Raw genomic sequence first — 23,970 nt, 5'->3', positions numbered from 1 at the left:
TCCGTCTGCTAATACCGCATTCATCAGATCTTAGTTGGCAACCTGCTTTCTTTTTGTTGTTCCCATCAGACTCATCTCAACAACTAAAGAGATTTCGCCATTCAGCCAGATCGGGATTTCCAACGTACCGTATAACGAACCATCAACATCGAATGTATCTTTTGGTAGGATTGTATATTCGATGTTCGGCATTTCATCTGGGATTTGGCGATTAAGCAGCGCTGGAGAAAAGCTCACTGTATGCATAACATGCAAGACAATCAGGTCCTTGAGGCATGTTTCATCATGTTCTTGTTTACCAAAATAGGTTTTAAATTCTGTTGCTAGTGCGGTTTTGGCACTTTGCTGCATAAAAAGATAAAACATCAGAGCATCAAGAAAGATCCAGAATTCATTGACTCCCGGAAAGGTATGTTTGAATTCGATGGATTTTTTTATTGTCTCTTGTATGGGAACTTGGCAACGTGGTTTTTCGGGAAAGCTAGTTTTTTGTGAAAAATCGAAACAACTATAGTGACCAACCAGAGGTCTCAGGTTGGTTGTTTCGTCTTGCAGGTTAAAGGTTGTTTTCCCATTCCGGTCAGTGTGCTTGGTTTTGACGCAATAGCAGGCATCCAGCGGTACGGGATTGCGTAAATTAACGTGCCACTGTCTGCCCATTTCCCCATTTAGTCGTGACAGATAATCGTATCCGCTTTTGAGCGGGATCATTGCCAGCATGCCGTGTACTGCAATACCACCCAACCCAACTTCTCTTGCGATTTTTTCATCAAAATGGATAGGATTGTAGTCTCCAGAGAATTTAGCCCATTGACTGAGATCTTTTTTGCTAAATTGAACGTTCATCTATCGGCCTTCCTGAAAATAAGTGCACAGTTTGTGCCACCGAATCCGTAGTTAACATTTAAAGCCGTGTCAATAACTTGGTGAGTTCGGTGGATATTGGGGACATAATCCAGATCGCATAGCGGATCAGGGTTATTCAAGTGCATCGTTGCGGGAATCGTTGCTGTCTCTATCGCTTTGATACAGAAAATGGATTCAATGGCTCCTGCTCCGGCAATAAGATGGCCTGTATAGGATTTTGTACTGGAAATAGGAATACGATAAGCGTGCTCGCCCAGGCTCATTTTTAGAACATCGGTTTCGTTAATGTCGTTTAGTGGGGTTGATGTTCCATGAGCATTAATATAGTGAATATCTGAGGTGGAGAGCTTAGCCTGTTCCAGTGCCATCTGAATCGCCATGACCCGCCCTTTGCAATCAGGTGCCGGGGCTGTCATATCTGACGCATCAGAGTTATTGCCATAGCCAATCACTTCCGCCAGTATTTTGGCTCCCCTGGCAACAGCGCTGTCATAGTCTTCAAGACATAATATTGCGGCACCCTCTGACATGACGAAACCACTACGATCTTGACTGAATGGGCAGCAGGCTTTTTCGACAGATTCCTGTTCTTTACTCAGTGCTCCAAGAATGTCGATACTCCAGACAATGAATGGATCTCTGATGCTTTCACCGCCCCCTGCCAGCATCATTTTAGCGCGTCCACTGCGGATAAGTTCAAACGCATCACCTATTGCCATACTGCCGGTTGCGCAAGCCGCAACCGGGGTATTTTGATATCCCCGTAAATTCCAGTTCATTGAAATCGCCGCCGTCCCTACGCTGTGCATAGACATAATATTGGTCATGGGTGAGGCAATGCCTTGATCAGCATAGGAGTGGCTGTTTTCAACGGTTGCATCTTCTCCCCCCCAGCCAGTGCCAAAAATAACACCGCGTTCAAAAGGAGAATAATTTTCGTCAAGAGCGGCTTTATCGTTACCAAATGCCATCTTGATTGCTTCATCCGCCGCAATCAGCCCAAGTTTGCTGAATTTGGGCAGGTTTTTTAATAACTTTTTGGAAAACCGTGATACATCGGGAGAAAAAGGGATATTGCCGAAAAACTTTGCTACGACAGAAGCGTCTGGATGGTCTTCCTTTTTGTAGCCTACACGATAGTTTAGGATTGCATCCCAAATTTCCTGGGTATTTTGCCCAAGAGAGCAGATAGAACCATAACCTGTGATGGCAACGCGGTGATAACCATTTTGAATATTCATGAAACATTATCTCCAAAATTTATTTCCTGGTGACATGCTTTATTGTTAATACAACCAAATAATAGGATTGGTAGATAAAAGCATCATAAAAATGAATGTTAGCTGCGTTGTGATATTGTCATAGACAGCTAACACCCAGGTGTATTGGTAATGATTATTTTGTTAATTCACTGAGGTAATTGACGAAATCACCGATTGTCGTCGTGTTATCTCGCTGGAACTTATCGAAATTCAGTTGAATTCCCATTTCTCTTTTTAAAGCAACCTGAATAGAAACAAAATCCAGACTCACCAGATGAATATCATCAAGCAGGGTGTCAAGAGTAATATCTTCTGGTTCGATATCAGTTAATTCAGTAATTTGAGATTGAAGTAATTCAAACAGTTTCATATTAATGTCCCCTAAAAGTTTAAATAATATTGGCGGATCTTAGGTGCGGGAATATAGGTATCAATTAATAAATGCGTTATTCCTGTCACACCGTCTTTTAAATGTCGTTTGGCTATTATTCCTGGGTGATTAAAGATTTCCCTGAAATTTTAAGTAAGTCATACGTTTCTCGTTTGATGGCGCTAGCCAGCATCTCAATATCATCTTGGCTTGTGGTATATCCGAAGCTAATGCGTACTGCACTATCAATACGATCATCGGGTAACCCCATAGCAGCCAGAACGTGAGAACGTTGTGTTGATTTGTTATTGCTACAGGCTGATCCTAAAGATAAAGAGATGCCGTGACGTAAATCTAACCGGCTAGCTAATGATTCAGCACGAATACCAGGGAAACTTAAATTGAGTGTCCAAGGTGACTGAAACGCTGGATTGGTATTACCATTAATCAGGTAGTTAACATGATGTTGCTCTAGCTGGAATAGTAAGGTTTCTCTGAGCGTTTTGTAAGTATTGAAGTGTTTTTGCAATCCGTTCAGTGATTCTTGAGCTGCCGCCGCCAATCCTGCAATGCCTAAGGTGTTCTCAGTGCCGCTGCGTACTCCTTGTTCTTGTCCTCCTCCATGTAGCAAGGGATTTAATTGAATACCTGGTGCATGGTAGAGCCCGCCAATACCTTTCGGGCCGTTAAACTTATGGCCGGAGAAAGATACGGTCGTTACACCAGAAAGTGTGTCACAGCTAAAAGGAAGTTTACCAATAGCCTGTACTGCATCAATATGCAGATAAACACTGGCCTCTTTTGCTAAAGAAGCGACCGCTTCATAGGGCTGTATCACGCCGGTTTCGTTGTTAATCGCCATCAATGTGATCAGGCGTGTTTGTGGCCGCAGGTTTTCACGGATGCTTTGTACACTTATCCGCCCCTGATTATCAGGATCGATCAGCGTCAGTTGAAGCCCACGTTGTTGGTACCAGAGTAACGGCGCTAGAACAGACGGGTGCTCAATAGAAGAGCTAATAACATGATATGCAGACAGATCCGAACCGGGAAGCGTTGCTAACAAGCTGGATAATGCCTGGTTATTACTTTCGGTTCCCCCTGATGTAAACAGGATTTGCTCAGGGGCTGTGCCCATCAATGCAGCCATCGATCTTCTAGCGTCAGTGAGCAACTTTTTAGCCATGCCGCTTAAGCTGTAGTGGCTGGACGGATTAGCAAAAATAGACATTGCGTCTTTAATCGCCAACTGCGCTTTAACACTTAGCGGTGTTGTGGCGTTGTAGTCGAAGTATAGGCTTGTCATATTTTTCCCTTTAGCTGCTCAAACAGCTTATGCAGCATATCAAGGCAGTGTTGCTGCGCGGGTTCTAACTCGCCTAATAATGCATCTATGCCCTCAGGCGATAATGCGTTCAATTCTTCGAGAGTCTTACCTTTAGCATGGCGACAAAATTGGTTAGACATTGCCAAGGAGGCGGTACATCCCCATGCACGAAAACAGGCATTATTTACCCGCCCTTGGTTATCCAGTGTCAGGTCGATATCAACCTTGTCACCGCATACAGGGTTACCTAATACCAGTTTAATGGTGGGGGTGGATAACGTCCCCTGGCAGTCAGGATTGCAAAAATTGTCAATAATGATGTTATTAAACATAATTCCACCTTGCTATTTATACAGCGGGTGTCGCTGAAGTATCTTCATCGTCTGACATTTTTCTCTCAAGGTTGACTGCACAGCAACCAAACTCTTTAGCAGCGGCGGTACGCATAACAAACTGAACTCGCTGAGAATTACGCCAGGATTTATTAGGATCGGTGCGCAAGTAGACCAAATCTTCTGTCAATAACATGCCGGGAGTGGAAACGGAGAGTGGATCTAGGATCACTAATTGTCCGGTTTCACCATCAGGTAGCTCACGTGTTAAATCATTAGGATCACGGACGGAGAAATGAATATAAGGAGGAACATGCTTATGGTTATATTCATCTTCGATGGCAAGAAGGTTTGCTTCAACCAGACCATACATATCACGTGTCCGGGAAGCTGGAATGCCCATCCATTCTTCGATATCTGCATTCAATTCGCTGCGGGAGATCATATCCCCGGTAAAACGTTTCCAACCGCCCATAGTAATTACCATGCTGTCGCGATCTAAAGTGAGCTTGGTATTATTCTCTTTTAGGAACGTGATAAAACGATGGATCATGAATGGAGGACCAATTAAATGACGAGTGAACTTACCTTTCCACTGGATTAATTGATTCAGTGCCTCTTCTGGAGAAAAATGGTCCTGATTAATCATATAGCGTCGAGTATCTAACAAACCTGTCAGGAAATTAAAGATTTTAACCAGCGCCATTTCTGGAATATCTTCTGTTGACGGGCATAAACATAGGCCGGCACCGCCAGATACTTTGAACATACTGCGATAATTAGAATAGACAGCCAATACTGTATGATCCATCGTATCGTGGCAACGACGATAAACGCTAGGAATTCCACTGGTACCCGTTGAGCGCATTTCATGTTCGATTTCAGATAATGGCTTGCTTAATAAACGGTGACTTTCGGCTGATTTATAAGTTGCAACGGGGATCAGTGGGATGCGAACTAAATCATTATAATTCTGGATATCTTCTGGCTTAATGCCTTGTTTTTCACAAATATCTTTATAGTAAGGGTTATTATGATAATGGAAATTAAAAGCGTCCTTAAGCAAACAGGTTTTTAGCTCTTGTTGCTCTTCTTTAGACAGCTTATAGAGCAGGTCGACATCGGCTATTAACCACTTCAGCGGATTACCGCCACGAGATTTCATACCGTCATATATATTTTTGATATTTTCCATTTTTTTCATCTCCGGTAGGGTAAAGAGTAGATAAATTAATCTTTGCTTATTATAAGTTATAGCAATGAAGCATAAGTTACGTAGGAAAAAAGGATAGTCATTAATAATTTATTTTTATTGAATAAATTGGCTATATTATTACTTTGATCATTATATGGATTTATCAATATTGTTAAAATTATGCTAAAAATAGCTGATTTATTCAAAATATTCACTTTAGTGATAATATGACCAGTTAATTCAAGTAAATTTCTTAATTGTCTTTTATATTTTTGTGAAGTTCGTTGTTTTTTGATCTATTGAATGTTCTTTTGTAAACTTTTTCATTGTCCTAAGATCTCGATAATGATAAAAAAATACAGATAAATACCAAATTAAAAAATGAGTATGCATGATGAAGATGGATTGCTTAATTGTAGGTGCTGGTCAAGCTGGATTAAGTTTAGCCGCCATGCTAGCGGCTAAGAATATTAACGTTTGTATATTAGAGCGGGAGGCGCGCATTGGTGATGTGTGGCGCAGGCGACCAGATAATATGCTATTATTCACTTCACGCGGTATGACTCAACTTCATGGCTTACCGTTTCCTGGAATAAAAGAAGGCTATCCAGATAAAAATGAGGTTGCTAATTACCTTGAGAGCTATGCTTCACATCATAACCTTGCGATACATACTCAAACCGAAGTGGTTGAGGTGAAGCATGATACAGATGGCTATCGTGTTAAAACAAAAGATGGAAAAGTATTTCATGCGCCTTGTTTGGTTAATGCAGCAGGGGCTAATCAATTAGTTGATATTCCGGTGCTCACTGAACAGCTTTCTACCGATATACAACAAATTGCAGCAGATCAATATCGGGAACCTAAGCAAATTAAAGCGGGCAGCCGAGTTGCTGTCGTTGGTGATGGTGCGAGTGGCCGGCAGATTGCCAGAGATTTGGCAGCAACGACGAAGGTGACGTTATTTTGCGGTTCTTCCCGTCCTCTCTTACCTAATAGAATACTGGGCAAAGATATCTTTTGGTGGTTAAGTAAAAGTGGTCTGTTATTTGCCAATTATTACAGTCTGGTAGGGAAAATCATGCGGCGGCGTAATCCCATCCCTTGTGGAGAGCTGAAAAACCATCGGTTAGCCGCTTGGGGTATAAAAATAGCGAATAGGTTAGTTGATATAAAAGATAATAAATTATGTGATTTGTCTGGCAATCAATATGAGGTAGATACGGTTATCTGGTGTTTGGGGTATAAAGATGATACGGCGTGGTTAACTCTTCCTGGTGCTGCGGATGCCAACGGATTCGTTTGTAAAAATGGGCATGAAGAAGGCGGGAAAACCCCTTATCCTGGGTTATTTATCGTTGGGCGGAAATGGTTGAGTAGCCGTGGTTCAGAACTGATATTAGGGGCTTATAAGGACACTTGTCGTGTCGCTAAATGGGTAGAAAATTACCTGAAAGAGCATGTATCATTAAAATGAATAATTAATACAGGATAGTGATATTCCACTCTGTATATTCTATTTGTTGTGGATTCATGAATTATTGGGTGGTATTGCTATGGTGTTATCCTGAATTCTGTATCATTGCTAAAATTATATAATATTAGGAATAGAATGATACAGAATCGCTAACGTACTGGCTTTGATAATGACAACTATGAATAGAATTTATTTATTTTAGATGATTTATCAAAAATACTATTTATTCATAACATAGATATTTTGCTTTGTAAAATTTAGACCTGTTAATGTTGATGATAAATTGAAATATTTTTGTTGTGCTTGTTGAATTCTGTTCTTACTGGCATGTTTTAATTCAGAGGGCCTTAATCCATATAGCGTCATACAGGTACGACTGAAGTGTGCACCATCGGAAAATCCGCTATTACAAGCTAATAAAGTCAGTGAATCTGATGAATGTATCTCATCAATAGCATGATGCAGACGTTTCCATAATAGATAACTGCGGAAATTAGTTCCCATTTTTTCTCTAAAGAGATGTAAGAATCGACTTTCGGATAAATAGAGTTGATTTGATATTTCACGAGAAGAGATACATTTAACCGGTAATTCAGTAATAAGAGAGGCTGCTTTCATGATTCGTTTATCCTGATAACAATGGCAATCTTCTATTTTACCTAAAAGGTTATTTAAGATGAAAATATCTGGAGAGGTTTCTGACTGTAAACAATTAATAAAGTAATTTGCTATCAAACTAGATGATTCTTGATTTAAATATATTATATCTGAGCCTCTCATCTGATGTAGTAATAAATGACATAGCGGGTTGGCTAGGTCTATCAGTAAATTAAAGCAGAGTTGCCCTTCCGAGTGTAATTTATGTTTAATATTAGAAGAAATAATGAATCCGTGTGCTTGTCTTGATTTATTTTCGGTATCAATCCTCATGAGTGAATTATGTGATGATACACTTAATTGGATACAAGGATGATGATGCCATTCTGTTTGCATATTATAAGAGAAAACGAGATCTTGTAGATGGAATTTGTAGAATTTAATAAAATACGGTGATTTGTCTATTTTGTGTAACATGATGGTGTCCTTTATTAAATTGTTGTGTGTATTTGAACTAATTGTTTTATATAATTATTATAAATCCTTGGTGTTATTTTTTAATTAAATTATATTAACTGGTTAAATGATTATTATTAGTTACTATATCATCGCAATACTATTAAATAATTATTGTGAGGTTACCTCCTATGGTATCTAGGGGAAAATAATTTCACTATTGGGAAATATCGTTATGACATGGCATGCCATGGAAAATTATTTTCCACTCTGTTTGTCGCTGGTGGAATATTCAGTTTTAGCCAATCTTAACAATATCTGAATTGTTCAACGTTAAATGGCTATTATCTACTTGATATAATTAAAAGTATTTTCTTTAGTGACATAATTAATGACCAAAAATTTAATGAGGAGCCAATATTTTCATATAATTATTTTGATTGGTTATAACTTATATTAAACATATTATCATGAGAACAATATGGTTATATTTTTATGCTCTTTGTGAATTAGGCCACATAAATTATAAGTATGTTGGCATAATACCGAAAATAGGTTGCATCAGGCTTGTAATGAATAAACAGACTTGTTAACGAAGTTTGTTATAATAATCCCCAAAATGCTTTAATTAAGGGTTCATTAAGCCGTTTTCTCTGTACGCACATACCCAACTCAAACGGCTCTACTAGAGAAATATTGTCCAATAAAGATATGCGACTGCGTACCGGTTCAGGACTATTTTCTACAACAACATTGGGAATTAATGCCACTCCACAACCCAATGCAACCATAGAAACAATGGCTTCATGACCGGACACGGTAGCGTAAATCGATGGATTAGTAATTTTATGATGGCGGAACCAGAACTCAATGCGCTTACGTGAAGGGCCATGTTCCGGCAAAATAAAAGGAATGCTATTCCAGTCAGGGTACTCTTGTATTACAAGCGTACGTACAGTACAGGGAAGGGAAGGTGCGATCAGTACCAGTGGGACTTCACCGATTTTGGTGAAGCTGACATTATCTGGTAGTTTTTCCGGCTTACCGGCGATGCCTAAATCGGCATCATCAGACTGTACCTTATTGACAGCATCTGCGGCATCACCCGTGGTGAGTTTGATTTCAACCATAGGATGTTCTGCACGAAAACGGTCTAGGATCTGTGGTAAGTGACTGTAGGCTGCGGTGACTGAACAAAACAGGCGTAATTCTCCACTTAAAGATGGGCTTTGCTGGTTCAATGAGTGTTTTAGTTGCTGATATTGTAACAGCGTCTGTTGAGCGAATTGTTTAAATTGTTCGCCGGCAAAGGTCAGTTTTACGGTGCGATTATCCCGTAAAAATAATGGATGCCCCAAAATATCTTCAATACGTTGAATTTGGCGGGATAATGTGGATGGGCTGACATGCATTGCTTTTGCTGTGTGGCCAAAATGACAGCTTTCAGCCAGATGTAAAAACAGTTTGAGATCACGTATATCCATAGCCCATTCTCCTTTTTTTGCCCGAGAATTTGTATTGCATAAAATGCAATGTAGTATTGTTAATATATCAATTTAAGCAATGGCTTTCATGTCATATATTGAAAATATATAAACGCCTCACAGGGTGGGGAAATCTAAAAAATAGTCGCAGCACTTCATTGCTGAGCACAACATGATAACGGAGTCACTAATGGCTAATTATTTTAATACGCTGAATTTGCGTCAGCAGTTGGCGCAATTAGGTAAGTGTCGTTTTATGGCGCGCGAAGAGTTTGTTGATGAGACAGGATATTTAAAAGGCAAAAAAGTGGTTATCGTCGGTTGCGGAGCGCAGGGGCTGAATCAGGGCCTGAATATGCGTGACTCCGGTCTGGATATCGCTTATGCCCTGCGTAAAGAGGCTATTGAAGAAAAACGCGCTTCATGGCGTAAAGCAACGGAAAATGGTTTTCAAGTTGGTACATATGAAGAGTTAATACCGCAGGCTGATTTGGTGATTAACCTGACGCCAGATAAACAACACTCTTCTGTTGTTCGCGCGGTTCAACCGTTGATGAAAGAAGGCGCTGGATTGGGTTATTCTCACGGCTTAAATATTGTTGAAGTAGGTGAACAAATCCGTAAAGACATCACTGTGGTGATGGTAGCGCCTAAGTGTCCTGGTACGGAAGTGCGTGAAGAATACAAACGGGGTTTTGGTGTGCCTACTTTGATCGCGGTTCACCCAGAAAATGATCCGAAAGGTGAAGGTATGGCAATCGCTAAGGCGTGGGCAGCGGCAACGGGAGCGCATCGTGCCGGTGTTCTGGAATCTTCTTTCGTGGCTGAAGTGAAATCTGACCTGATGGGTGAGCAAACTATTCTGTGTGGTATGTTACAGGCTGGTTCACTGCTGTGTTATGACAAACTGGTGGCAGATGGCGTTGAACCAGGTTATGCAGGAAAGTTGATCCAGTTTGGTTGGGAAACTATCACAGAAGCACTGAAGCAAGGTGGCATCACCCTGATGATGGATCGCCTGTCTAACCCGGCAAAACTGCGGGCGTATGCGCTGTCTGAGCAGTTGAAAGAAATGATGACGCCGCTGTTCCAGAAACATATGGATGATATCATTTCGGGTGAATTTTCCTCCGGGATGATGGCTGACTGGGCCAATGACGACAAGAAACTGCTAGGTTGGCGTGAAGAAACTGGCAACACTCCGTTTGAGAATTCACCTGAATATGGCGGCAAAATCAGTGAACAGGAATATTTTGATCACGGCGTTTTAATGGTTGCCATGGTGAAAGCCGGGGTTGAATTGGCATTCGAAATTATGGTTGATACCGGTATTATTGCTGAGTCTGCCTATTATGAATCGCTGCATGAATTACCGCTGATTGCGAATACTATCTCTCGTAAGCGCCTGTATGAAATGAACGTGGTTATTTCCGATACCGCTGAATATGGTAACTATCTGTTCTCTCATGCTGCGGTTCCACTGCTGAAAGAGAAGTTTATGGATGTACTACAGGCTGGTGATTTAGGTAAGTCTGTTGCCGATAGTGGTATTTATAACGCCCAATTACGTGATGTTAACGAAGCTATTCGTAACCACCCAATTGAAGTCGTTGGCCGTGTGTTACGTGGCTATATGACAGATATGAAACGCATTGCTGTTGGTGGTTGATTAAAGTTGAATTGAGTAAAGAGGGAGGAATTCTCCCTCTCAGACATAGATAAATCTCGTTCAAAATACAGGGTTAAGACCTTGATGCCCGCGTGATTTAAATTGTCTAATTTTTAGGGGAAATTCACAAGACCGGGATAATTTTGACTTCATATTCTTTGAATAAATATTAGTTACAAAAAATCTACCTACTCTTATTGAATATTGTTTGCAAAATAATTTAATTTTGATCATTACTTTATAAATGTTCTTTTAACTCGAATAGATATAATAAAATAAGGTACCCATATACATGCATAAAGCATAGTTCTAAAAAGCAAGAAAAGATAATTATAATCCAGTTTTATTTCATATACATAATGAGCCAATGCTAAATCAGTGATTACAAATAATGAAGTGAAAACTAAAAGAATAATGTAAAATAAAGGTGTCTTTTTCTTTTTTCTAAAGAAAAGAATAGATGTATAAAGTGCAATTGCAAAAATAATCATAAAACAAATAAACTCAAATCCTATAAGGATACGTAATTCACCTAGAAAATCATAACCAGAGATCAAGATTGTCATTGTTTTATATGAACTAAATAAAGCGCTGAATATTGTAAAAATAATATTTATTGCCGGGAAATAGAGAAATCCACCAATTCCACTCAGTTCTTTCTCTTCGCATGCTGCACAAAAGTCTGATTCACTTAATGCTGGGTTTTCACATTTAATACACTTCATAAAATTTCTCCAAATAGTAACTTCAATCAAAAGATTGATTATTAATTTACGTAAATCATACAGGTGATGGTATATAAACCGATAACTTATTAGTCCAAAAAATACCCCTATTTTTAATAACATTATTTATCTCTTCAAGTGAAAAAATAAATATTCCATCTATAAAAAACCAAGACAACCATCTGATAATAAAGAAATAGTTAGATTCATAAAAATATAACTAATATCCATATGATGTTTTTAATAAAGAAAAATTTTACTCGATCATTCTTTGAACCTCACATTTTACAGAGTTTGAGCCAGTCCCACTGGCTGTATTCCAGAATATTGTGCCCACAGACCGGAATTGGCCGTTAATGCTCCAGTCCACTCCCTTCCACAGCCCATTATCTGGCAAGAGAGTGGCGTATTACTGCTACAGGCTTTCTCGATTTCAGTCTGCTTATCCTGTTACCATTTCTCAACCGTACCTTTTTTATTCGCTTCCGCTGCCAGTACACTCGCTAGTGTATTATTCTCTACAACGAAAAAAACAGATAAAGCCAAACAATATAAAATAATCTAGATAACCATAATAATGTATTTTGAAGACTTATTTCCATTTCAAAAATAAACTCTTTTATGAATTCAATATTATTTCTATGTGCAAATTTTCTTTTTGAGAAAAATCTGCAATGAATAAAAAAAACAAGAATTGCAAATACTCCAATAAAATAGCCAGTAAAGAAAATTAAGCTTCCATTTTTAATAAATTCAAACCAAATTCCAGATATATAAACAATAAATAATATCATCATGGAAAAATTAGCAAGTTTGTTTTTATTAAAAAAACAAAAATCAAAAAATAGCAATGGAGATTTTACACTTCTTAGTGAAACTTTTCTGCTCAAGCCAAAATAGATGAAGCAGGCAAGAAACCCCAACAGACTCAAAACCATCAAAATAAACGGAATATATACAATCATGCTCATTTATCCTTAAACTCATGTTTATATATTTCAGTGCCAACTTTGCCATTCATGTCTGTTTCACCTAATGGAGTTTCCCTTGAAATACCACCCCAGCCAATTGAAGGCCCTACACCAAGTGATACACCTATTCCATCTTTTCCTGCTGATATTCCAAATGAACCATCGCCAAGAGCATTATTTTCCACAATAGACATTTTATTTCTCCTCCTTGTTTTTGTTTAATGAAGGAATTTTCTTGCAAAATTCTTGTATTAGACTAAATAAATAAATAAATAAAAAATCCAAATATTGCCCCACCACTACCGCCTACTTTTATACTGAATTTTAATCCATTAATAGCTGGTTGAATATCTAAAAGAAAATACCCTTCTTTAAAAAAGATAATAAGGTACGTTAAAGGAATACTAATCATACAACATACTGAAAAAATCATTCCCCACCCCAATACTAGATAGATAAATTGTTTTAGTCTAAAAATAATGCCCCTTTTATTGTCCATTTTTTCTTCCTTGTGTTTTCTTTGCTCCTTCTTCTGCAATGTAATCTGTTGCAGTTCCAGCATAATTTCCGATAATTGTCCCACCAACCTCGGAAGCTTTATTAGAATAACCTTTAGAAAGCATTGCATTGGTAAACTTACCCCCCACTTTATTACCAATGACAGTACCAACTGCATTACCTAACATTGGGGTTGTAGGATCTTCTCCTTTAACTTTACTTCCTAAATAAGCGCCTCCTGTATTAACAAGAGTGCTAAATAGTGTTCCTTTACCTTGAGTTAATGCGCCTGTTCCTACCGCTATTAGTGTATCTGGCACTATAGTGTTCTCCTGGTTTAATGTTAAAAGCTGTTTGGTGTCATCTGTTACTCCTCCTAAAATACCGCCACCAATTACTGCCGCAGCCCCAGCAACAGGAGCAACTATAGTTCCTCCCACAACAGAAGCACCTGCACCCCAAGCGACCAACAATCCTCTTACCGGATCTTGTCCTTCCGGGTGATCACCTTTGGCATGTTTTGACAATGCTGCCGATCGACCGTAATCCGCCATCCCTTTTGGCAAACTCAGTGCATTATTGTCAGTTATTTTTTACTATTGCTTCTATTACTCCAAAAAGCCATAAACCAAGACCCAAAACAAATCCTATCCCTCCTCCAACTTTAATTGCATATTTTGCAAAATCTATAATGGAGTTCAATTCAATTATAATATTACCAGTTTTAATAAAAGCTAAAATTATTCCTAAAGGAATCCCCAGCATACATATTAAAACTCCAGTGATGGTCAAACCACACACAAGATAAATAAGTAATTTAATATCAAAGACCTTCTTATTTTTTTTCATCATTTTTTCCCACATTTTTGATTGTCCCTTCAATAGAATAATCAGTAACAGAGCCAATACCACTGCCAAAAACTGTACCAACAACTTCGGATTTAAGAGGGGAATGACCACGAGAAAGCATTGCATTGGTAAACTTACCCCCCACTTTATTACCAATGACAGTACCAACTGCATTACCTAACATTGAGGTTGTAGGATCTTCTCCTTTAACTTTACTTCCTAAATAAGCGCCTCCTGTATTAACAAGAGTGCTAAATAGTGTTCCTTTACCTTGAGTTAATGCGCCTGTTCCTACCGCTATCAGTGTATCTGTTGCACTATAATTTTCTCCTGGCTTCAACGTTAAAAGCTGTTTGGTGGCATCTGTTGCTCCTCCTAAAATGCCGCCACCAATTACTGCCGCAGCCCCAGCAATAGGGGCAATATAGTCCCTCCTACAGCAGAAGCACCTGCACCCCAAGCGATTAACAATCCTCTTGCCGGATCTTGTCCTTCCGGGTGATCGCCTTTGGCATGTTTTGACAATGCCGCTGAAATCTCTTGAGAGGATTGACCTTTATTTGACATAGCGGTAGCCAGACTTGATGCTGACCGACCGTAATCCGCCATCCCTTTTGGCAAACTCAGTGCATTATTCTCAATATCAAGTCCATTCAAAGGAACCGTCTTCTAATACCCAAACAGCACCTCCTGGGCAAGCTTCATCAAAAAACCAAATACCGTCCTCCATCTCAGTTTCCGTTTTTGGAAATGCCTGACGGAAACGTTCTATCTGTTCATCCACAGTACCTTCAAGGAACTGACCATGTTTAGCAAGTTTTATGCGCCTTTCTTTTAAAAGATGTTCGAACAACCAGAAAAAGAGCTTTTTTCTATCTTCAAAACTGAATTCCCTGATGTCTATATGATCAGGGATACTATAGGCCCATAATCCATTTAAAGCTTGTAGCTCTGCTGCTGCTGCTGTTTCTTCATATTCTTCTTTAGTTAACATATTTATCACCTAAATTTTATTTCCACCTGTCGCCCATATTTATGCGCAATATCAGACAATTGTGAATTTCCTCTTATATCAACAGTCCACCTGGCACTTGTTTGTACTTCTGACGACGACACATTTCGTAAAGTAACAGTAGTACCGTCACCCAATTTCGCAGTATAAATCCCAGACCTAACCTGCTTGAGTGGAGTATCTCCTGCTAATTGTTGAGCATAGTTATAAATTTGCTTATCTGTAAGCTTTTGGCTCTCGAAAATTTTTGTTGTGCCATATCGACTAGCCCCTTCTCCCTGGCGGATAGTCTGACCATCAATGACCAGATCTTGTGCTGGATGGCTCTTATCGTATACTTTTGTCAACTCATTGAATCGATCTTGTTGCTGATGCTTGATCAGCTCCCCATTTCTGGTCCTATGTTCATCTTCAGGTCCCCAACCTCCTGGGGTTCCGGTTCCAAAACCACCAAGTTCGGCTTTCTCTGAATCTGTCAGATCCTTTGATATATTGGGTTGGTTTTCATCATCCACATAATCTGACGAACATACCCGGCCAAAGGAACATTGAGTTGCCTTATCTACAGCCTTTCCCATCTCTTTCAGCTTTTTGTCCAAAGCTGAGGCTATCGTCTGATTGGCTTCGTTCACGGCTTCACCCGTGTTTGAACCCGCTATCGGTGGCGGTGGCATTGGCACAGCTAGGGCATTATTGTCCACAACAACTCACTCCAGTGCGAACTTCACCGACGAACGTCAATTTTCCTAATTCTATCAGTCAGTTACAACCCATTTTTTCCAATGTCCGTTCACCGACGAACCCAAAACTCCCTGACGCGCTTTTCGCCCCCGAAGGCCCGTTTTTCCCGCCGTGCCCTCGTCAGCCTGCACCTTAAAGACAACTGGCTGGAAGAAGCGGGCTTTGCCACCGGGCAGGCAGTACAAGTAACCATTGAATGGGGGCAATCGATTATCCGGCTCGTTGAGAACAACTGAGGGTTAAAGAGAAAATCCCAGCGCCTTGGCTGGGATCAATACAAGGGATGTTCCTAAAATCAAAAAAACTAATATTTAGTCTCAGGTGTGATTAAATATCTTTCAAGTACATGAACATCTTCTACATTACATTCTGGATAAATCCATTCCGCCCAATTATCTATAACCCATTGAGTACTTAATCCTCTTATCTCATTCAAACTACATTCTGCCGGGAATTTTACCAACATCAAACCTGCCTTATGTCCAGAAGTAACAATTAATCCATAAGGACGCTCACTACTTGATAAATCAACTACCATAAAATCGACAAACTCTTCATAAGGCCATTGTCCCGGCACACGGAAAACATTCCCGCTTCTTAAGGTAGAAGTCTTAATATCTATTAACTTTGTCATATTTTTCATACTATTTAACCTTTAAATCATGCCCGCCTGACTTATCAATACTGTTAGCTATGGCTTTCATTCCCATATCCACTTCACCTTGATGCTTACCTGTTTTGGGATGTACTTTCTCGAAACGGCCATGCTGTGTATCTACAGCATAGAGATATCCATCATTTCCTCTATAAACATCTCTATTATTCAATTTAGTTAACCTATTATCTTTGGTCATTCCATTTGATGAAACAACTAATGTCACCATTTGCTTAATTTGTGCCACTCGCTCTCCGGGACGGAGATTATGTATACTTTCTTCAAAATGGTTGACCTGTTGTCCATTTGGAAGCTTATCCGTATTTCCATTATTTACTTTTGTCCCTTTAACTCCAGCCTTACTAATCCCTCCGGCCACTCCGGCAGACGCAGCAATTCCCGTCTGCCCCATAATCTTCACGATTTCCTGGGTGGTTTCTTCTGAGCCGCCGGTGACTTGGGCACGATGGAGCACCAAATTGCGGGAGGCATCAATATTCGACATCGCACCCCGTAAATCAGCCCATTCCCGCACTTCTGCCGGTGTGAGGGAATCCAGCCCCTGCATTCTGGCTTTTTCCTGAATTTCGCTCATCCGGGCACTGTAATCACCCTGTAATGCCCGCAATTCTTTGGCAACCGCAACGCACTGGTCAGCCCCTGAACACGTTGCTATCCGCTCCTGAACCCGGTCATATTCCTGCCGATATTTATCCCTGACAGTCGTACGGCAACTACTATCTCCCTGACAGTTGACCAGTTCCTCGCTCCTCGAATGATTCTGGTCAACGCTTAAGTGATTATTGTCCACATGAATTGCAAGGTGGATAAGTTTCTAGCTCAAAGACTATCCATAAATATTTATTTTTTCCCACTGTATATCAGGCAAAATATTACGTAATAAATTCCAGATAAAATATCTAACTGCGTCATGGTAATTACAGAAAATGCATAGCCCATGTCTTCCTCCTCTTTCTGAATAATACGCTACCCAGAGACCTTCCTCTAAATGCAAGCAATATTTGTCATCTATATCTGGTTGATTAAGAGCATAGACATCATCCATCACTCCATGCTCAGAGAGTAACCTATTTATTTCATGAAATATTTCATCAAGAGGTAATTTCATATTAACAACTTTTGCCAAAATATTTTCAGCCAAATCACGTTCTAATCTCATTGTTCAACCTTCTTGATATATTTGTTCTTGATCAATTCTTCTATCGTATCATTCAATTTATATTGAACACCGCCACCAGGCTCTCCAAATGCAGGAGCAATAGTCCCTTTTTCTGCTGGGATAGGTTTTATAACTTCATACTTAACAGGCGGATATGCTGCTGTTCCTGGAGCTAACGAACGCTCGGAATAAGGAACTCCTGAAGGTGATACAAAATATCCTTTTTCAGATCCAAATCTATCGAGGATAGTTCCTTTTGGGATGGTTGTTTGTGAAACACTTCCTGAAATAGCGCCATTATTTGGGGGCCAGTTCCAGTCCCCTTTTTCATTTCGATATTTACCATATTGAGACCATCCGGCAGCCTCTTCATCCACAGCAAGCGTATTCTTTTCTGCAATACGATTGGGAAGTTGTGTTGAAGGCTCTTTTGTAACATATTTACTCAAAGACAGATACGCTTTTGCTGCCGCAAACTGTATCAGTTTCGCTTCACTGTTGGGTATCCCACCGGCAACAATTTCCGCCGCTTTCTGTGGCGTCATCTGCTCATTTGATAACACGACATCCAACGGAACACCAAAAAAGTTACCCCACGCAATAATCAAGCCTTTTGCCGGGTCCTGACCATCGGGGACTTGTCCTTTCAAGTAGTGAGTTAAGGCTGCGTTGGGCTTTACCACAGGGAAGCCGATCACTATTACCAGCGAAGCCGGGCAGTTAATCATTCAACTGGCTGAGAATGACTGACGGCTAAAGGAAGAGTCCAGTTTTTTAGCTGGACCCTTTGGATAACAACAGGTTAAGGTTGATAATCCTCATATTCCCAGGCAAAGACACGAGATAGCTTTTGCGCTATCTCCATCCAATCTTGCCCCTCGCACTGATCGATATAGTTTGTAATGGTCTTTTTAATTTCATCCAAATTATACTCACGTACCAGAAGCGTATGACGTATCAATTCCGGCTGCCAATGATGATTACACAGCCATTCAGGTGTACAGATAAAAAGATCAAAATATTCACTCCCACTTTCCAACTCTGGCCCGATTAATAGGGATAAGGTTATATTAATAGTTCCGTCATCTTCACCGGAGTACATGACTGGATCTTTATGCATACAATCTATGCCTTTTAGTACTGCTTTCACTAATGCATCCTCTTTTAATCCAGAATATTTAAATGACCGTTTCCAGTCTTATTTGTTTTTCCTTTAGAATCAATAGAATAAGTTTCAAAATTGGCTTGCACACCAGTAGTGGCATGGGCACTATTAGGTTTCTCTGATGGCGGCCTATAACCTCTCGTACCATCCGCACTAACCCAGCCATTTCCGGTAGTCTTCTTGGCTCCATCTCCTACCCAGATTTTGCCTAATCTATCCGCTTCTGTTCGAGTTCCAGTGCCAATGCCATAATTGAGCTTACCATTATCACCTTTAACTACAGCCGCCAACCTTGGATCTTGCGAAGCAATATGACTGAGGTTTCGTTGCACCAAGTCTTCTTTTAACTTCGGATAAGTTGCCGCATTTTCCGCACCACTTGTGTTTTTCCCTGTTAACTCAGGCTGAGCATCTTTGCCGGCATTATTTTGCGATGATTTTGGTGACGACTTCGGCCCTTTGGCTCCCTCCATCACAATAGGCAGCGTCATCGCCATTGCAGCGGCAGTCTCTTGACTCATACCCATCGCTTCAAAGCGTTTTGTCCAGCCGAGTTCACCTACCTTGCCTGTGGCCGCCTGACCTAACGTATTCACTGCCGACAGGTAATTTCTGAACTCAACCGGCAATGTGCCATCCCGGTCCATATTTTTGAGGGTACGCTCAAACACCGGCCACTGATCAACCAGATAACCATACTTCTGCGCGCACTGGCTCGGGTTGCTGTTGCAGAAGTTCATCATTTCCTGCTGATTACGGATATTGGTCTCCACCATATCCTTGATCACTTGTTTGCAGCTCTCGCCGTCACAGGTGCGGGCTTGGTGCGCAAAGCGATCCAGGTCATTGACGCTTAAATGATTATTCTCAATAACAACAATGTAAAAACCCTTGTAAATAGCCAAGGTTAGTCCGGTCATCGATCAGATGGTGGTTCTTAATTCTCATGATTTCCTTTCAAACGAGATAAGACCCAGATTCCTATTCCAGTGGGTATACCTGTCACTACCCCTTTTTTTACTGAAAAAACAACATCATCATGCCAACTAAAGACGAATGTTTCATTTTTCAAATAAACTAAAATCGCAGCACACAAGCATCCTGACAAGACCACCATAATCATAATAATTGTGCAGGATAATAGAAGAATCAGTAATGACTTTAAATGAGTTATCATTTCGCTCCTCCTGATTTATCCAGCTTATCCTCAACTTTACTACTTGTAACTTCACTGGCTATAGCACCACCCGTAGCTCCTATAATACTTACCGTCTTATCCGATACTATAGGGAAATATTTATTTCCAACGTCGATTACTTTCCCTCCAACAGTACCTACAACATTACCAACCGCTGCACCTGCTACTGGTGCAACGGGATCTTTACCCTGCAATTTCGCTCCGACATAGGCACCAGTTATACTCGCCACTTCTGTAAACCAAAACCCTTTGCCCTGCGTTACCGCTCCCGTTCCTGTGGCTATCAGTGCATCAGTAATATTCACAGGACCATTTGTAAGCTGATTACTAATGTTGGCCGTTCCACTAATTACACCTCCAGCAAGAATACTTCCTACTGTTGCTCCCGATGGCAGCAATAACGGTGCCGCTACCGTGGACATTCCTGCACCCCAAGCGACCAACAATCCTCTTACCGGGTCTTGCCCTTCCGGGTGATCGCCTTTGGCATGTTTTGACAATGCTACCGAAATCTCTTGAGGGGATTGACCTTTATTTGACATAGCGGTAGCCAGACTTGATGCTGATCGACCGTAATCCGCCATCCCTTTTGGTAAACTCAGTGCATTATTGTCCGTCACTATTGTCTATGTATGGTGATCTTTCTAATATCTCTTCAATTTTTTTCTTGGCTCTTAATACCCACTTTTTATCTAATACACCTAATATTTCCAGCTCCTTTTCAAAATAAGCCCTACGAAAATCTTTACTTTCATCATTCCTGTTTTTTAATTCATATTCAGATGCCATTTGGCTAGCTACATTTTCCATTATCCAATATAGAAGCTCATTTGAATCCTCAGTTGTTTGCCTAAATATTTCATATCCCCTTTCAGAGTAAATAATATGGTATTGATTATTATCAATAATTATATATGCAGAACCATCACTAACAGGCTCTGAATAAATTATCAATATTGATTTAGGTGCATTAATCTTAGCACCTAAAGACCACACTTTTTCTTGTATTTCATTTATGGTTAGCATTCTTTACTTCCTTTACATATCCATTTTTTATAAGCCAATCAACATTCACTCTCTCAGGGAGATTCGGCAATATCTGAATTCCTCCTCCGGGCTGATCAAACGCAGGCGCAATTTTACCTTGCAGTACCGGAAGTGGTTTAATTACTTCATATTCATGGTATTTTCCTGCTTTAGAGCCTGGAGACAATGCTCGATTTTCATAAGGAACTCCTTTAGGAGATAAAAATGAGCCGTTTGCACTACCATATCTATCCAGTCTAGTACCTACAGCTAAAACATCTTCTTTCGGAGGTTCAGCAAATCCTAATTTAGGTGGCCAATTCCATTCAGTATTAGATTTTCTAAATTTATCATAGGATGAATACCCCCCCGATTCATTATCTGTTATAGCACTATCTTTATTAAAGTTTCTTGATGTTTTTTCCGAGCCAGATGATACTTCTTGATATTTACTCAAGGACAAATACATTTTTGCTGCCGCAAACTGTATCAGTTTCGCTTCACTGTTGGGTATCCCACCGGCAACAATTTCCGCCGCTTTCTGTGGCGTCATCTGCTCATTTGATAACACGACATCCAACGGAACACCAAAAAAGTTACCCCACGCAATAATCAAGCCTTTTGCCGGGTCCTGACCATCGGGGACTTGTCCTTTCAAGTAGTGAGTTAAGGCTGCGTTTATTTCTTCGGGTGTTGCCCCAGACTGGACCATTTTTTGAGCCAGTGAACCCGCGCCTTCAAAATGTTTAGCACCTTCGGAACCAAACAGATTTCCCATGCTAAGGGCATTATTGTCCACCGAATTCTTCCCAGCCTGTGCCCCAGTGAGCGCGCTGGCGCTGGAATCACCGGCAATGCCGCCGGCCAGCCCGGCTGCCAGAGTAGAAAGGGTGCTGACAGTTTGTTTCTGCTCCTCCGTTAACTCACTGACTTTAGCCTTGTCGCCGTAAAGCTGTTTTATCAGGACTTGAGCCGCCAGTTCACCGGACGCGGCACCCGCTGCTCCTGACAAGGCATTGTTACCGCTCACTTCCGCCGCCACCGCGCCTAAAATCGCATGGGCCAGCGTATTGGTGGCGATATCCACCTGATGGGTTTGCGGGTCAGTAGTCAGTTCTTTAATCACGCCAGCCAGATACGGCGAAGCACCGCCGGCCAGCGCCTGACCGAGATTGTTCCCCGCCAGGCCCTGAATCGCTGCCGTAGCCGCCTGCAAGGCTTTCTGGTATTTACCGCCGGTTCCCAGGCCGGAGTCATTCAGTGCCTGAGTGTAAGCCGTGTCATAAATTTGTTTACTGATATCCGCCGAAGTCGGATGTTTATTGCCTGCGTTGATCAACTTTTCTCTGGCATCGGCTTTATCCTGTTCACTGATATGGTCCAGTTTCGCTTTCGCCGCTTGGGTGGCGATAATTTTCCCTTCCGTCCCGGCTATCTCGGTCATCTGGGCGCTGAGTTCGCCAATCAGTTGCGCCTGTTTCAGCCGCTGTTGTTCTTTCTCCTTATCAAATATCGGACTCAAGACATTGGCGGCGTTATCGGTATCGCGACTTAAGTTCGCGGTATCCTGCGTCTGGTGCGCTTTGTCCCGGATAATCAGGTTGCCGTCACTGACCGCGGCATGCGTGGTACTGCTGTCATGGCCCTGATTATTTGAGCCTGTCAGCGCATTGACCGCCAGATTATTGAGGACCTGCCCGGCGGTTGGTTGACCAAGGCTGACACCCGCACTCTGCTGTTCGACAGTAAAGTCCGCTTTATTTTGAATATCTTTAAAGCCCAGTGTCCCGGTGTTGAGGGTGTTTTTGGCTTTGTCAGCTTGACTCGCTATCACCGCACCGTCCAGTTGGGTATGGTCGCCGACGTTAACCTGATAGCCGCCTTTACCGGCAAACAACCCGGTCTGCTCCTGCACGCTGTCATAGTTGCTGTGTAGTTTGTTGCGGCTGGCATTGAGGCTTGCTGTACCGTTGGTGAGCGGGCCTACGGTGGCACTGACGCCCATGCTGGCATTCTGTTGTCGGCTGTCATAGCGCTGGCTGTCTTGTTCACTGCTGAGTGTCAGATGACGTTTCACGTCGGCAGTAATCTGTTCACCGCTGACTTGTGCCCCTTTCAGGGTGGTATCCCGGCCACTGTTGAGGGTAATGGTCTGTCCTGCGTCTAACGTGGTGTTATTGTGGCTGACACCATTGCCGTTTTCACGGCCGTTGCCCCGACTGACATTAGCCGAAACATTCAGACCGGTGCCTCCGGGGCCGGCGGTCAGGCCCACGCCCAGCGAGCTGCCGTGGCTGCTGTTTTTGCCGGTGGTCTGTTCGGTGTTCTGGCTGGACAAGAGCGCAATATCCCGACTGGCATTGAGTTGCAGGTCTTTACCCGCCTGTAACTGGCTGCCCTGAACGCGGATATCGCCGTTCAGACCTGATGTCCCTTTATCGTCACCGTGAGCCGTTATCGTGAGATTATCCCCGGCAGTGAGATGGCTGCCCTGTTGGGTGGTCTGACGGGACTGCTGTTCTGAACGGGAAGACTGACGACCGTAGGACAGGCTAACCCCGGCCAGGTTGTTATTGCTGCTGCTGTCACTGCCCTGAGCTTCCGCCAGTCGGGCGGCTTGAGTCGCCTGTACCCCGCTCAGCGCGGCTTTGGTATTTTGCAACGCTTTCAGGCGCGGGTCGGCAGTCTGTTGCGCTTCATGGGCCGTTTGCACGGCGCTGTTGATAGCACCTCCTGCGGCGCCGCTCAGCGCTACCGTCAGGCCGCTTTGTTTTTGTTCGGTTTTTGTTGTGGTGTTATTGCGGTTTTCCGCACTGGTGACCGTGACCTGTTGACCGGTCAGCGTCAGGTCTTTACCGGCAATCACTTCACTGCCGTGAACCCGGAGTTGTTCTCCCGCGTTGAGCGTCACGTT

32 protein-coding genes are annotated in these 23,970 nt (G+C 41.7%); 4 read left to right on the top strand and 28 right to left on the bottom strand.

Annotation, left to right across the window (positions count from 1 at the left end; translation table 11 throughout):
- Positions 1 to 30: 30 nt before the first annotated feature.
- From D3222_RS18690 to D3222_RS18665, 6 genes are all read right to left on the bottom strand, one after another.
- Positions 31 to 846, bottom strand: coding sequence for a MaoC/PaaZ C-terminal domain-containing protein (locus tag D3222_RS18690; RefSeq protein WP_118987493.1), 816 nt, complete (start codon positions 844 to 846; stop codon positions 31 to 33).
- Complete coding sequence (locus D3222_RS18685) at positions 843 to 2,108, bottom strand: beta-ketoacyl-[acyl-carrier-protein] synthase family protein (RefSeq protein ID WP_118987492.1); 1,266 nt, start codon at positions 2,106 to 2,108, stop codon at positions 843 to 845. Before D3222_RS18685 ends, D3222_RS18690 begins: the two co-directional genes overlap by 4 nt.
- 154 nt (positions 2,109 to 2,262) lie before the next feature.
- The gene (locus D3222_RS18680) at positions 2,263 to 2,499 is read right to left on the bottom strand and encodes an acyl carrier protein (RefSeq protein ID WP_118987491.1); all 237 of its coding nucleotides are present in this window, start codon (positions 2,497 to 2,499) and stop codon (positions 2,263 to 2,265) included.
- Between the two features lie 115 nt (positions 2,500 to 2,614).
- Positions 2,615 to 3,805 carry a cysteine desulfurase family protein gene (locus D3222_RS18675; RefSeq protein ID WP_118987490.1) on the bottom strand — a complete coding sequence of 397 codons (1,191 nt, stop codon included), beginning with the start codon at positions 3,803 to 3,805 and terminating at the stop codon, positions 2,615 to 2,617.
- On the bottom strand, positions 3,802 to 4,158 hold the full coding sequence (locus D3222_RS18670; RefSeq protein WP_118987489.1) for an iron-sulfur cluster assembly scaffold protein: 357 nt from the start codon (positions 4,156 to 4,158) through the stop codon (positions 3,802 to 3,804). Before D3222_RS18670 ends, D3222_RS18675 begins: the two co-directional genes overlap by 4 nt.
- 16 nt (positions 4,159 to 4,174) lie before the next feature.
- Positions 4,175 to 5,353 (bottom strand): LuxE/PaaK family acyltransferase, encoded by a 1,179-nt coding sequence (locus D3222_RS18665; RefSeq protein WP_118987488.1) that lies wholly within the window; start codon positions 5,351 to 5,353, stop codon positions 4,175 to 4,177.
- 391 nt (positions 5,354 to 5,744) lie between these two features.
- On the opposite strand from D3222_RS18665, the gene D3222_RS18660 reads away from it, so the two are divergent.
- Positions 5,745 to 6,830, top strand: a complete 1,086-nt coding sequence (locus D3222_RS18660; protein ID WP_118987487.1) for a flavin-containing monooxygenase — start codon at positions 5,745 to 5,747, stop codon at positions 6,828 to 6,830.
- A gap of 219 nt (positions 6,831 to 7,049) precedes the next feature.
- Here the strand turns inward: D3222_RS18660 and D3222_RS18655 are convergent, their stop codons facing one another.
- The gene (locus D3222_RS18655) at positions 7,050 to 7,904 is read right to left on the bottom strand and encodes an AraC family transcriptional regulator (RefSeq protein WP_118987486.1); all 855 of its coding nucleotides are present in this window, start codon (positions 7,902 to 7,904) and stop codon (positions 7,050 to 7,052) included.
- Positions 7,905 to 8,485: 581 nt separating this feature from the next.
- Complete coding sequence (gene ilvY / locus D3222_RS18650; protein ID WP_118987485.1) at positions 8,486 to 9,367, bottom strand: HTH-type transcriptional activator IlvY; 882 nt, start codon at positions 9,365 to 9,367, stop codon at positions 8,486 to 8,488.
- 190 nt (positions 9,368 to 9,557) lie between these two features.
- Here ilvY and ilvC point away from each other — a divergent pair, with 190 nt between their 5' ends.
- Positions 9,558 to 11,036 carry a ketol-acid reductoisomerase gene (gene ilvC / locus D3222_RS18645; protein ID WP_118987484.1) on the top strand — a complete coding sequence of 493 codons (1,479 nt, stop codon included), beginning with the start codon at positions 9,558 to 9,560 and terminating at the stop codon, positions 11,034 to 11,036.
- Positions 11,037 to 11,269: 233 nt separating this feature from the next.
- On the opposite strand, the gene D3222_RS18640 is transcribed toward ilvC, so the two are convergent.
- The 10 genes from D3222_RS18640 to D3222_RS26165 all read right to left on the bottom strand — a co-directional run bounded on the left by D3222_RS18640 (position 11,270) and on the right by D3222_RS26165 (position 15,792).
- Positions 11,270 to 11,761, bottom strand: a complete 492-nt coding sequence (locus D3222_RS18640; protein ID WP_157975365.1) for a DUF2569 domain-containing protein — start codon at positions 11,759 to 11,761, stop codon at positions 11,270 to 11,272.
- A gap of 518 nt (positions 11,762 to 12,279) precedes the next feature.
- Positions 12,280 to 12,726 carry a hypothetical protein gene (locus D3222_RS18630; RefSeq protein WP_118987482.1) on the bottom strand — a complete coding sequence of 149 codons (447 nt, stop codon included), beginning with the start codon at positions 12,724 to 12,726 and terminating at the stop codon, positions 12,280 to 12,282.
- Positions 12,727 to 12,728: 2 nt separating this feature from the next.
- A complete protein-coding gene (locus D3222_RS18625; protein ID WP_112879549.1) occupies positions 12,729 to 12,926 on the bottom strand; it encodes a polymorphic toxin type 25 domain-containing protein in 198 nt (65 codons plus the stop codon).
- Between the two features lie 62 nt (positions 12,927 to 12,988).
- The gene (locus D3222_RS18620; RefSeq protein ID WP_118987481.1) at positions 12,989 to 13,231 is read right to left on the bottom strand and encodes a hypothetical protein; all 243 of its coding nucleotides are present in this window, start codon (positions 13,229 to 13,231) and stop codon (positions 12,989 to 12,991) included.
- The gene (locus D3222_RS18615; protein ID WP_118987480.1) at positions 13,221 to 13,784 is read right to left on the bottom strand and encodes a hypothetical protein; all 564 of its coding nucleotides are present in this window, start codon (positions 13,782 to 13,784) and stop codon (positions 13,221 to 13,223) included. Before D3222_RS18615 ends, D3222_RS18620 begins: the two co-directional genes overlap by 11 nt.
- A 28-nt stretch (positions 13,785 to 13,812) precedes the next feature.
- A complete protein-coding gene (locus D3222_RS18610) occupies positions 13,813 to 14,079 on the bottom strand; it encodes a hypothetical protein (RefSeq protein ID WP_157975364.1) in 267 nt (88 codons plus the stop codon).
- Complete coding sequence (locus tag D3222_RS26175) at positions 14,066 to 14,419, bottom strand: hypothetical protein (RefSeq protein ID WP_232832587.1); 354 nt, start codon at positions 14,417 to 14,419, stop codon at positions 14,066 to 14,068. Before D3222_RS26175 ends, D3222_RS18610 begins: the two co-directional genes overlap by 14 nt.
- Positions 14,420 to 14,472: 53 nt before the next feature.
- Positions 14,473 to 14,736 (bottom strand): hypothetical protein, encoded by a 264-nt coding sequence (locus tag D3222_RS26170; protein WP_232832586.1) that lies wholly within the window; start codon positions 14,734 to 14,736, stop codon positions 14,473 to 14,475.
- The gene (locus D3222_RS18600; RefSeq protein ID WP_118987478.1) at positions 14,723 to 15,073 is read right to left on the bottom strand and encodes a DUF596 domain-containing protein; all 351 of its coding nucleotides are present in this window, start codon (positions 15,071 to 15,073) and stop codon (positions 14,723 to 14,725) included. Before D3222_RS18600 ends, D3222_RS26170 begins: the two co-directional genes overlap by 14 nt.
- Positions 15,074 to 15,078: 5 nt before the next feature.
- Positions 15,079 to 15,792, bottom strand: coding sequence for a DUF769 domain-containing protein (locus D3222_RS26165; RefSeq protein ID WP_232832585.1), 714 nt, complete (start codon positions 15,790 to 15,792; stop codon positions 15,079 to 15,081).
- A gap of 81 nt (positions 15,793 to 15,873) precedes the next feature.
- On the opposite strand from D3222_RS26165, the gene D3222_RS18590 reads away from it, so the two are divergent.
- Complete coding sequence (locus D3222_RS18590) at positions 15,874 to 16,068, top strand: SymE family type I addiction module toxin (RefSeq protein WP_118987477.1); 195 nt, start codon at positions 15,874 to 15,876, stop codon at positions 16,066 to 16,068.
- Positions 16,069 to 16,136: 68 nt separating this feature from the next.
- Here D3222_RS18590 and imm45 read toward each other — a convergent pair whose 3' ends face one another.
- The 4 genes from imm45 to D3222_RS18570 are packed head-to-tail and all read right to left on the bottom strand — an operon-like array spanning position 16,137 to position 18,212.
- Positions 16,137 to 16,475: an Imm45 family immunity protein gene (gene imm45 / locus D3222_RS18585; RefSeq protein ID WP_074524868.1), complete on the bottom strand. Its 339-nt coding sequence runs from the start codon at positions 16,473 to 16,475 to the stop codon at positions 16,137 to 16,139.
- A gap of 1 nt (position 16,476) precedes the next feature.
- Positions 16,477 to 17,298: a hemolysin BL-binding protein gene (locus D3222_RS26160; protein WP_232832584.1), complete on the bottom strand. Its 822-nt coding sequence runs from the start codon at positions 17,296 to 17,298 to the stop codon at positions 16,477 to 16,479.
- 36 nt (positions 17,299 to 17,334) lie between these two features.
- A complete protein-coding gene (locus D3222_RS18575; RefSeq protein ID WP_049584389.1) occupies positions 17,335 to 17,667 on the bottom strand; it encodes a hypothetical protein in 333 nt (110 codons plus the stop codon).
- A complete protein-coding gene (locus D3222_RS18570; RefSeq protein ID WP_339367470.1) occupies positions 17,664 to 18,212 on the bottom strand; it encodes a TNT domain-containing protein in 549 nt (182 codons plus the stop codon). Before D3222_RS18570 ends, D3222_RS18575 begins: the two co-directional genes overlap by 4 nt.
- Positions 18,213 to 18,336: 124 nt before the next feature.
- Between D3222_RS18570 and D3222_RS26815 the strand changes: the two genes are divergently transcribed.
- Complete coding sequence (locus D3222_RS26815; protein WP_099125155.1) at positions 18,337 to 18,417, top strand: hypothetical protein; 81 nt, start codon at positions 18,337 to 18,339, stop codon at positions 18,415 to 18,417.
- 52 nt (positions 18,418 to 18,469) lie between these two features.
- Here the strand turns inward: D3222_RS26815 and D3222_RS18560 are convergent, their stop codons facing one another.
- The 6 genes from D3222_RS18560 to D3222_RS18530 form a co-directional block, all read right to left on the bottom strand.
- Positions 18,470 to 18,817 (bottom strand): immunity 8 family protein, encoded by a 348-nt coding sequence (locus tag D3222_RS18560; protein ID WP_011147859.1) that lies wholly within the window; start codon positions 18,815 to 18,817, stop codon positions 18,470 to 18,472.
- A gap of 14 nt (positions 18,818 to 18,831) precedes the next feature.
- Positions 18,832 to 19,731 carry a hypothetical protein gene (locus tag D3222_RS26155; RefSeq protein ID WP_232832588.1) on the bottom strand — a complete coding sequence of 300 codons (900 nt, stop codon included), beginning with the start codon at positions 19,729 to 19,731 and terminating at the stop codon, positions 18,832 to 18,834.
- 38 nt (positions 19,732 to 19,769) lie between these two features.
- Positions 19,770 to 20,009, bottom strand: a complete 240-nt coding sequence (locus tag D3222_RS18550) for an immunity protein (RefSeq protein ID WP_118987475.1) — start codon at positions 20,007 to 20,009, stop codon at positions 19,770 to 19,772.
- Positions 20,006 to 20,650 (bottom strand): hypothetical protein, encoded by a 645-nt coding sequence (locus D3222_RS18545; RefSeq protein WP_232832583.1) that lies wholly within the window; start codon positions 20,648 to 20,650, stop codon positions 20,006 to 20,008. The genes D3222_RS18550 and D3222_RS18545 overlap by 4 nt, the downstream gene beginning before the upstream one ends.
- Positions 20,637 to 21,056 (bottom strand): Imm63 family immunity protein, encoded by a 420-nt coding sequence (locus tag D3222_RS18540; protein WP_118987474.1) that lies wholly within the window; start codon positions 21,054 to 21,056, stop codon positions 20,637 to 20,639. The genes D3222_RS18545 and D3222_RS18540 overlap by 14 nt, the downstream gene beginning before the upstream one ends.
- On the bottom strand, positions 21,040 to 23,970 hold a 2,931-nt coding region (locus tag D3222_RS18530; RefSeq protein ID WP_157975363.1), incomplete at its 5' end, for a hemagglutinin repeat-containing protein. The genes D3222_RS18530 and D3222_RS18540, both read right to left, overlap by 17 nt.

Source organism: Photorhabdus sp. CRCIA-P01 (genome assembly GCF_003545805.1).
GTDB lineage: Bacteria > Pseudomonadota > Gammaproteobacteria > Enterobacterales > Enterobacteriaceae > Photorhabdus > Photorhabdus antumapuensis.
Note: the sequence above shows the minus strand (reverse complement) of the source record. Positions and strands in the feature narration are given on the sequence as shown.